The sequence below is a fragment of the Salegentibacter tibetensis genome (assembly GCF_020164485.1).
Classification (GTDB): domain Bacteria; phylum Bacteroidota; class Bacteroidia; order Flavobacteriales; family Flavobacteriaceae; genus Salegentibacter; species Salegentibacter tibetensis.
On record NZ_JAIQZA010000001.1, the window covers coordinates 223910 to 230627 of the forward strand.

General features: G+C 38.3%; 8 protein-coding genes. 4 read left to right on the top strand and 4 right to left on the bottom strand.

Translation table 11 applies throughout. The features are described 5' to 3' along the window. Positions 1 to 67: 67 nt before the first annotated feature. On the bottom strand, positions 68 to 1411 hold the full coding sequence (gene gdhA / locus LB467_RS00985; RefSeq protein ID WP_224472164.1) for an NADP-specific glutamate dehydrogenase: 1344 nt from the start codon (positions 1409 to 1411) through the stop codon (positions 68 to 70). 201 nt (positions 1412 to 1612) lie between these two features. On the opposite strand from gdhA, the gene LB467_RS00990 reads away from it, so the two are divergent. Further along, a complete protein-coding gene (locus tag LB467_RS00990; protein ID WP_224472165.1) occupies positions 1613 to 2392 on the top strand; it encodes a THC0290_0291 family protein in 780 nt (259 codons plus the stop codon). Here the strand turns inward: LB467_RS00990 and pncA are convergent. The 3 genes from pncA to LB467_RS01005 are packed head-to-tail and all read right to left on the bottom strand — an operon-like array spanning position 2379 to position 4943. Beyond that, positions 2379 to 2990 (bottom strand): bifunctional nicotinamidase/pyrazinamidase, encoded by a 612-nt coding sequence (gene pncA, locus LB467_RS00995; protein WP_224472166.1) that lies wholly within the window; start codon positions 2988 to 2990, stop codon positions 2379 to 2381. The genes LB467_RS00990 and pncA overlap by 14 nt on opposite strands. 7 nt (positions 2991 to 2997) lie before the next feature. Next, positions 2998 to 4401, bottom strand: a complete 1404-nt coding sequence (locus LB467_RS01000; RefSeq protein ID WP_224472167.1) for a nicotinate phosphoribosyltransferase — start codon at positions 4399 to 4401, stop codon at positions 2998 to 3000. 14 nt (positions 4402 to 4415) lie between these two features. Continuing rightward, positions 4416 to 4943 carry a macro domain-containing protein gene (locus LB467_RS01005; protein ID WP_224472168.1) on the bottom strand — a complete coding sequence of 176 codons (528 nt, stop codon included), beginning with the start codon at positions 4941 to 4943 and terminating at the stop codon, positions 4416 to 4418. 191 nt (positions 4944 to 5134) lie between these two features. On the opposite strand from LB467_RS01005, the gene LB467_RS01010 reads away from it, so the two are divergent. From LB467_RS01010 to LB467_RS01020, 3 genes are all read left to right on the top strand, one after another. Continuing rightward, entirely contained in the window at positions 5135 to 5725 is a 591-nt protein-coding gene (locus tag LB467_RS01010) for a peroxiredoxin family protein (protein ID WP_224472169.1), read from the top strand. Then, complete coding sequence (locus LB467_RS01015) at positions 5712 to 6164, top strand: hypothetical protein (RefSeq protein ID WP_224472170.1); 453 nt, start codon at positions 5712 to 5714, stop codon at positions 6162 to 6164. The genes LB467_RS01010 and LB467_RS01015 overlap by 14 nt, the downstream gene beginning before the upstream one ends. 166 nt (positions 6165 to 6330) lie before the next feature. After that, a partial coding sequence (locus LB467_RS01020; RefSeq protein WP_224472171.1) for a transposase occupies positions 6331 to 6718 on the top strand: 388 nt, incomplete at its 3' end.

Here is a 6718-nt window from a genome sequence, read left to right on the forward strand (position 1 = left end):
AAACTTATAATTCATAAAAAAGGTCGCTAAAAAGCGACCTTAAATTAAGGTGATAAGCAGGTATGAATTACACTACTCCCTGGGCAAGCATGGCATCGGCAACTTTTACAAAACCGGCAATATTTGCACCTTTAACGTAGTCTATATAACCATCTTCTTCTTTTCCGAATTCTACACAACGCTCGTGAATATCGTTCATAATCGCGTGAAGTTTTTTGTCAACTTCTTGCGAAGTCCAGTTATATCGCATAGAGTTCTGGCTCATTTCTAAACCTGAAGTGGCAACACCACCAGCGTTAGAAGCTTTACCGGGAGAGAAAAGGATTTTTGCTTCCTTAAATACCTCCACAGCATCTGGAGTACAGGGCATATTCGCACCTTCGCCAATACAGATACAACCATTCTCAACTAATTTCTTAGCATCAGCCTCTTCCAGTTCGTTTTGAGTTGCACAAGGTAGCGCAACATCGCATTTCACTCCCCAAGGAGTTTCCCCTTCAAAATATTTAGCTGAAGGATACTTATCTACATATTCGCTAATTCTTCCGCGTCTTACATTTTTAAGATCCATAATAAACTGAAGCTTTTCTTCATCAATTCCAGCTTCGTCATAAATATAACCACCTGAATCACTCATGGTTAAGATCTTAGCTTTAAATTCCAGGGCTTTCTCGGCAGCATACTGCGCTACATTTCCAGATCCAGAAACAACAACGGTTTTTCCTTCAAAAGATTCATCTCTTGTTCTAAGCATATTTTGCGCAAAATATACATTTCCATATCCTGTTGCTTCGGGACGAATTAAAGAACCACCATAAGAAAGTCCTTTCCCGGTTAAAATTCCGGTGAATTCATTTTGCAATCTTTTGTACTGGCCAAACATATAACCAACTTCACGGCCACCAACCCCAATATCTCCCGCAGGAACATCGGTATCGGCACCGATATGCCGGTAAAGTTCTGTCATAAAACTCTGGCAGAAACGCATTACCTCGTTATCAGATTTTCCTTTAGGATCAAAATCAGACCCACCTTTTCCTCCACCCATAGGCAAAGTGGTAAGGCTGTTTTTAAATACCTGCTCAAAAGCGAGGAATTTAAGGATACTAAGATTTACAGAAGGGTGAAAACGCAATCCGCCTTTATAAGGTCCAATTGCAGAATTCATTTGAATTCTAAAACCGCGATTTACCTGAATATTACCTTTATCATCCAACCAGGAAACCCTGAACATAATTACTCGTTCTGGTTCTACCATACGCTCCAGCAATTGCATGTTCTGATACTTTTTATTCTTTTCTATAAAAGGAATAATCGTTTCAGCAACTTCGTGCACGGCCTGCATAAATTCCGGTTCGTTTTGATTTCTTTGAGATACTTTATCCAGAAAATCTTGTATATTTTGTTCCATATTATGTGATACTACAAATAGTTTATAAAAAAAACTGTGTTTTATGTTGCAAATATATGGGTTCTATAAAAAATGACCTCAAATTTTTGTCTTTTCATATAAAATTAACGTCTTCGATTTAGGGATTTTCAAGTAGAGTACAATCTGTAATTTTTGTTAAAGTAGTTTTTATATATTTGTTCTTCGCTCAAGCCTGAATGAATGTGCAATTGCAAAATATTTTTAGCTTTTATCGTTTTCATTTTACTCTTTCAGGTAAAGGGTTATTCTCAATTTGGCATTGCCCACGAAATAGCCGTTAAAGCAGGACCAGCCTCATTTTTTACCGATTATGGCGAACGCTGGAATGTAAAAAACAACCTTAACAATGCCGGCTACGGAATAGGAATTTCACATTATATGAATTTCGCCTATAAAAGCGATTGTCATTATTCCCAAACCGCCTCTTTCTTTACCAATCATTTTAGAATTAGAAATGAACTGGATTATTTTTACTCCAAACTAGAGCATTTTGGTCCTGTGGCCAGCAAACCTACTCTCGGCGGGCAATTGTTAAGAGCGATGCACGGGGAAAGTGAGATTATTGAAGGCGGAATACACCTGGAATACCACCCTTTTCGTATCAGGGATTTTACCCACTCTGGTTATATGTTCTCCCCCTATGTAAGTTTAGGAGGGCATTTTGTGTCTTACAAACCTGATGCTTATTCTGATTTAGGTTCCCTGGAAAACCCAAAAAACGTATTTCCAACTTTTGTTGGAGGAATGAATTTTGAACGCGGCACCACGTATGCCATAATTGGCGGATTGGGGGTGCGATACCGTCTAGGGTTTAGACACGATCTCTTAATTGAAGCCAGGGGCCAATACTATGGAAGCGATTGGCTTGATGGATTGAATATAGATGCACCACAAAATAAATTCAACGATTATATTTTTTGGCTTAATGTGGGCTATGTGTACTACATCAATTTTCAATAGCTTCAGCAGTAATAATTTTTCCGCCCAAATCCTCTAATTCAGCTTTTGCTTTCTTAAAATCTTCCGCATCAAGAGCACGTGTAGCATCTTCAATAATGGTAGCTTTAAAACCTTCTTTAATAGCATCCTTAGCCGTAAAATAAACACAAATTTCAGCTGCAAGTCCGCAGAAATAAAGATCATCGGCCTTCTTTTCCTTTAAATAGCCAGTAAGCCCCGTAGATTTTAGATGTTTATTATCGTAAAAAGCACTGTAGCTATCAATTTCAGGATTGGTTCCTTTTCTAAAGATCGCTTCAATTTTTGCTGTTTTTAAATTTTCATTAAATTCGGCACCATCGGTATTTTGTACGCAATGTTCCGGCCACATTACCTGCTCAGTTCCGTTAAGGTCTATTGTTTCAAATTCCTTTTTTCCCATATGGCTACTGGCAAAACTGGCGTGAGCCTTAGGATGCCAATCCTGGGAAGCAATCACCAGATCAAACTTTTTTTGAAGCTTATTTATTACCGGAATGATCTCATCTCCATTTGGAACGGCAAGTGAGCCCCCCGGCATAAAATCGTTTTGAGGATCTACAATAATCAAGGTTTTCATATACTTCTTAATTTTTAAAAGATGTAATTAACTTGTCTCGTTCTGATTTTAAGGCTTCACTAATTCCCACTTTATAAATATGCGGATTATTAAAGCGTTTAAATTCAAAAGAAAGTTCGGCGAGCCGGTTTTTACTGTATTCAGCGATTTCCTGAAGCGATCTATGTTCCAATTTGTTTTCGCCATTTTCCATAACCGGTTGTAGCAAAGGCTCTTTTTGCAAGCCATCAACTTTCATATGCTTATAAGGTTCAAAAGGATGTATCATATTTTCAATATTATCCTCTTCGAAAAGAGCAACCAGATCGCCACCAACACATTCCCCCTGAGAATCCCTTAAACGATACACCTGCTTTTTATGCGGAAGGGTAACCTTTACAATGCTTTCTGAAATTTTAATCCTTGGTTTTCCATTAGAATACGCCAATTTGTAAACTCCGTCCAAGGCGGCATCAGGACTACCAATAACCAGGTTGGTGCCTACGCCAAAAACATCTATCCTGGCGCCTTGCTCAAGCAAACTTTTTATCACATTTTCGTCTAACTGATTTGACGCGGCAATTTTCACATAATCAAAACCGGCCGCATCCAGCATTTTTCTACTTTGCTTGGACAGGTAGGCTAAATCCCCACTATCAAGCCTTATGGCCATTAATTTATGGCCGCGTTCTTCCATCTCTTTAGCCACTTTAATCGCGTTAGGAACACCACTTTTAAGCGTATCGTATGTATCTACAAGAAGCACACATTCTTTTGGCCTGCCTTCAGCAAAATCCCTGAAAGCAGTGATCTCCTCATCATAACTTTGAATAAAAGAATGTGCCATAGTTCCTGAAACCGGAATATCAAAATCCCTGCCCGCAACCACATTACTTGTTCCGTCAAAACCACCAATTATGGCTGCACGGGTAGCATAGTACCCGCCGGGACCCTGCGCCCTTCTTAATCCGAAATCGAGTAAAGTTCGTTCCCCTGAAACCAGTTTAATACGACTGGCTTTTGTAGCGATAAGGGTTTGAAAATTGAGTAAATTCAGCAGGATTGTTTCTATAATCTGGGCTTCGATTATATTGGCTTCCACCTGCAAAACCGGACGTGTAGGTAAAACCACATCACCTTCCTGTACCGAATAAATATTTCCGCGGAATTTAAAATCTTTCAGATAATCCAGGAAATCATCATCAAAATCCTGTGTTTTCAGGTATTCCAGATCTTTGTTGCTGAATTTTATGTTTTCAATTATTTCCAGTAAATCCTGGAGTCCGGCAAAAATCGCATAACCCCCATTAAAAGGGAGCTTTCTGAAGAAATAATCGAAAATTGCGGTATGGTCTTTTTGGCCTTTTTTAAAATATACCTGGGCCATCGCCAGTTGATACTGGTCGGTATAAGTAGCTGAAAAATTTAGCATAGCTTCTGGTTGGTTTATACTTCGGCAAGCATCGCTTTGTAAATTTCAAGGTCTGCTTCACTGAATAACACAAATTTAAGCTTTTGCAGGTGTTTAAGCTTTGGGATTTCGGCTAAAATTGTATTAAAACTGATCTTCGTCGCCTCTTTTATCGGGTAACCAAAAGCTCCCGTAGAAATAGCAGGAAAAGCAACCGACTTTACCTGCTTCTCTTCTGAACGCTTTAAAGCATTCCTGTAGCAGTTTTCTAAAAGTTTATCTTCAGGCTTGTCGCGACCGTAAACCGGCCCCAAACAATGAATTACATATTCGTTGGGCAAATTATGTGCGCCGGTTATAACAGCCTCCCCGGGAGAGATAGGAGCAAGGGGTTTACATTCTTCGTAAAGTCCCGGTCCTGCGGCACGATGAAGTGCTCCTGCCACACCACCGCCAATAGCAAGTTCGGCATTGGCTGCATTTACTACGGCTTCTACATCTGGTTGATTGGCTATATCTCCTTTGGCTACTTCAATTTCAATGTTCTCAAAGACGGTTTTCATAGCTAAATGTTTAAAATTAGATTGTATAATAATATAACCAAAAATCATAAAACCCAGGTGTATAAATGTTTTTTAAAGATCATTTCTTTATTACCTATTTTAATATTATTTTTATAAAAAGCTGTTTTTCAGAATGTTTGCCTCTATTTCTAATGGATACAGTATTTCTTTAATTTCTAAAAACTGAAGTTATGAAGATGAATAAAAATTTATGGAGGTTAACTTTAATTACCCTTCTAAGCCTTTTGATAATTCCGACTTTCGATCACCCCCTTTTTGCACAAGAGGATGAAAATCCCAGTGATATCTCTGAATTAATCCACAATAAAAAAGCGCCTGAATTTTCGCTGAAAAGTCTGGATGCGGAAACGATTAGCCTTAGAGATTATAAAGGTAAAATACTGGTGGTTCATATCGCGACCACCTGGTGTCCCTTCTGCAATGCCGAGGCGCCCCACCTGGAAAAGTTATACCAGGATTATAAAGACAAGAACGTGGAGGTCCTGATCATTGATGTAAAGGAACCTAAAGAACTTGTTGAAAAACAACTAAAAGAAAAACATAATCTGAGTTTTCCCATTTTACTTGATCCTGAAGGAGAGGTTGCTGCAAGCTTTGCACCTAAAGATGTGCTCCCCGATCTTTCACGCGACGAAGTGATGCTGGCCTCTAACATCATTATAGATGAGGAAGGTAAGATCCAGTTTATGTCGCTTCTTGACACCAGGAATTTTGATGCTGAGCTGGTAGAACTAAAAAAACGACTCAATGAAATACTGTAATTTTCTGTTTTTTGCCATTATATTTTTTATACCTGTACAGGATGAATTTGTAGTATTTCAGGCAGAAGAAACAGAAGTAGAAAAGGCAGAAACAGGTTATGAGATAAAGCTTTCTTTTAAAATTCTGGATGGGTATTACATCCAGGCAGAGACCGGGGTGCCAGAAAATATTATCCCCACACAGGTCTCCTTTAAAAAAAATGAGTTCTACGAAATAACGCGACATAAATTTTTTTCTGAAGGAGAACAAACCATATTTTTAGGTACAGTAGCACATAATGTACTGAGTGATAGCTTTGAGTTAAGAGTCTTTCTCAAATTAAAAAAAGAAGACCTGAAACAAGTAAAGAAATTAAGTGGCAAAATTTTTTATCAGGCCTGTAATAATAGGCAGTGTTTCTTTCCCAGGAATCTGGATTTTGAAGTTGAATTTATTTGAGAAGCTTTATCAGCAAAAGGATAAAAACAAAAAAACCAGCCTTTTTCAAGAGGGCACTGAAAAAGTCCCTGAAGAAATTGAATTAAAGTGAGTAAAAAGGAGTAGAAGCCGTAGTGTTTTTACTCCTTTTTTCGTATTTTAAATGCTGATTAACCGCGACTTATATATGTTATTGCAGCAACAAAAAATTCAGTTAAGTGCGTATTCCGATCTATATGATTTAATCGTACCCAAGGGCAATCTTCTTAGAAGAATCAATGAATTGATTGATTTTTCCTTTATCCACGATGAACTGGTAGATAAATATTGTGCAACTAATGGGAGAAATGCAGAAAGTCCTATCCGCATGTTTAAATACTTGTTATTGAAAACGATCTATTGCATTTCAGACGTGGATGTAGTGGAGCGTTCACGATATGATATGTCCTTCAAGTATTTTCTTGAGATGGCGCCCGAAGATGCAGTTATCAATTCCAGTTCCTTGACTAAGTTCCGCAAGCTGCGATTGAAAGATACCGATCTGTTGAACCTGTTGATAAACAAGACTGTCGCAC

Excerpts from the sequence above, each read along its gene's own strand:
- gdhA (WP_224472164.1), bottom strand. The coding sequence starts at position 1,411 with ATGGAACAAAATATACAAGATTTTCTGGATAAAGTATCTCAAAGAAAT.
- LB467_RS00990 (WP_224472165.1), top strand. The coding sequence starts at position 1,613 with ATGTGCAATTGCAAAATATTTTTAGCTTTTATCGTTTTCATTTTACTC.
- pncA (WP_224472166.1), bottom strand. The coding sequence starts at position 2,990 with ATGAAAACCTTGATTATTGTAGATCCTCAAAACGATTTTATGCCGGGG.
- LB467_RS01000 (WP_224472167.1), bottom strand. The coding sequence starts at position 4,401 with ATGCTAAATTTTTCAGCTACTTATACCGACCAGTATCAACTGGCGATG.
- LB467_RS01005 (WP_224472168.1), bottom strand. The coding sequence starts at position 4,943 with ATGAAAACCGTCTTTGAGAACATTGAAATTGAAGTAGCCAAAGGAGAT.
- LB467_RS01010 (WP_224472169.1), top strand. The coding sequence starts at position 5,135 with ATGAAGATGAATAAAAATTTATGGAGGTTAACTTTAATTACCCTTCTA.
- LB467_RS01015 (WP_224472170.1), top strand. The coding sequence starts at position 5,712 with ATGAAATACTGTAATTTTCTGTTTTTTGCCATTATATTTTTTATACCT.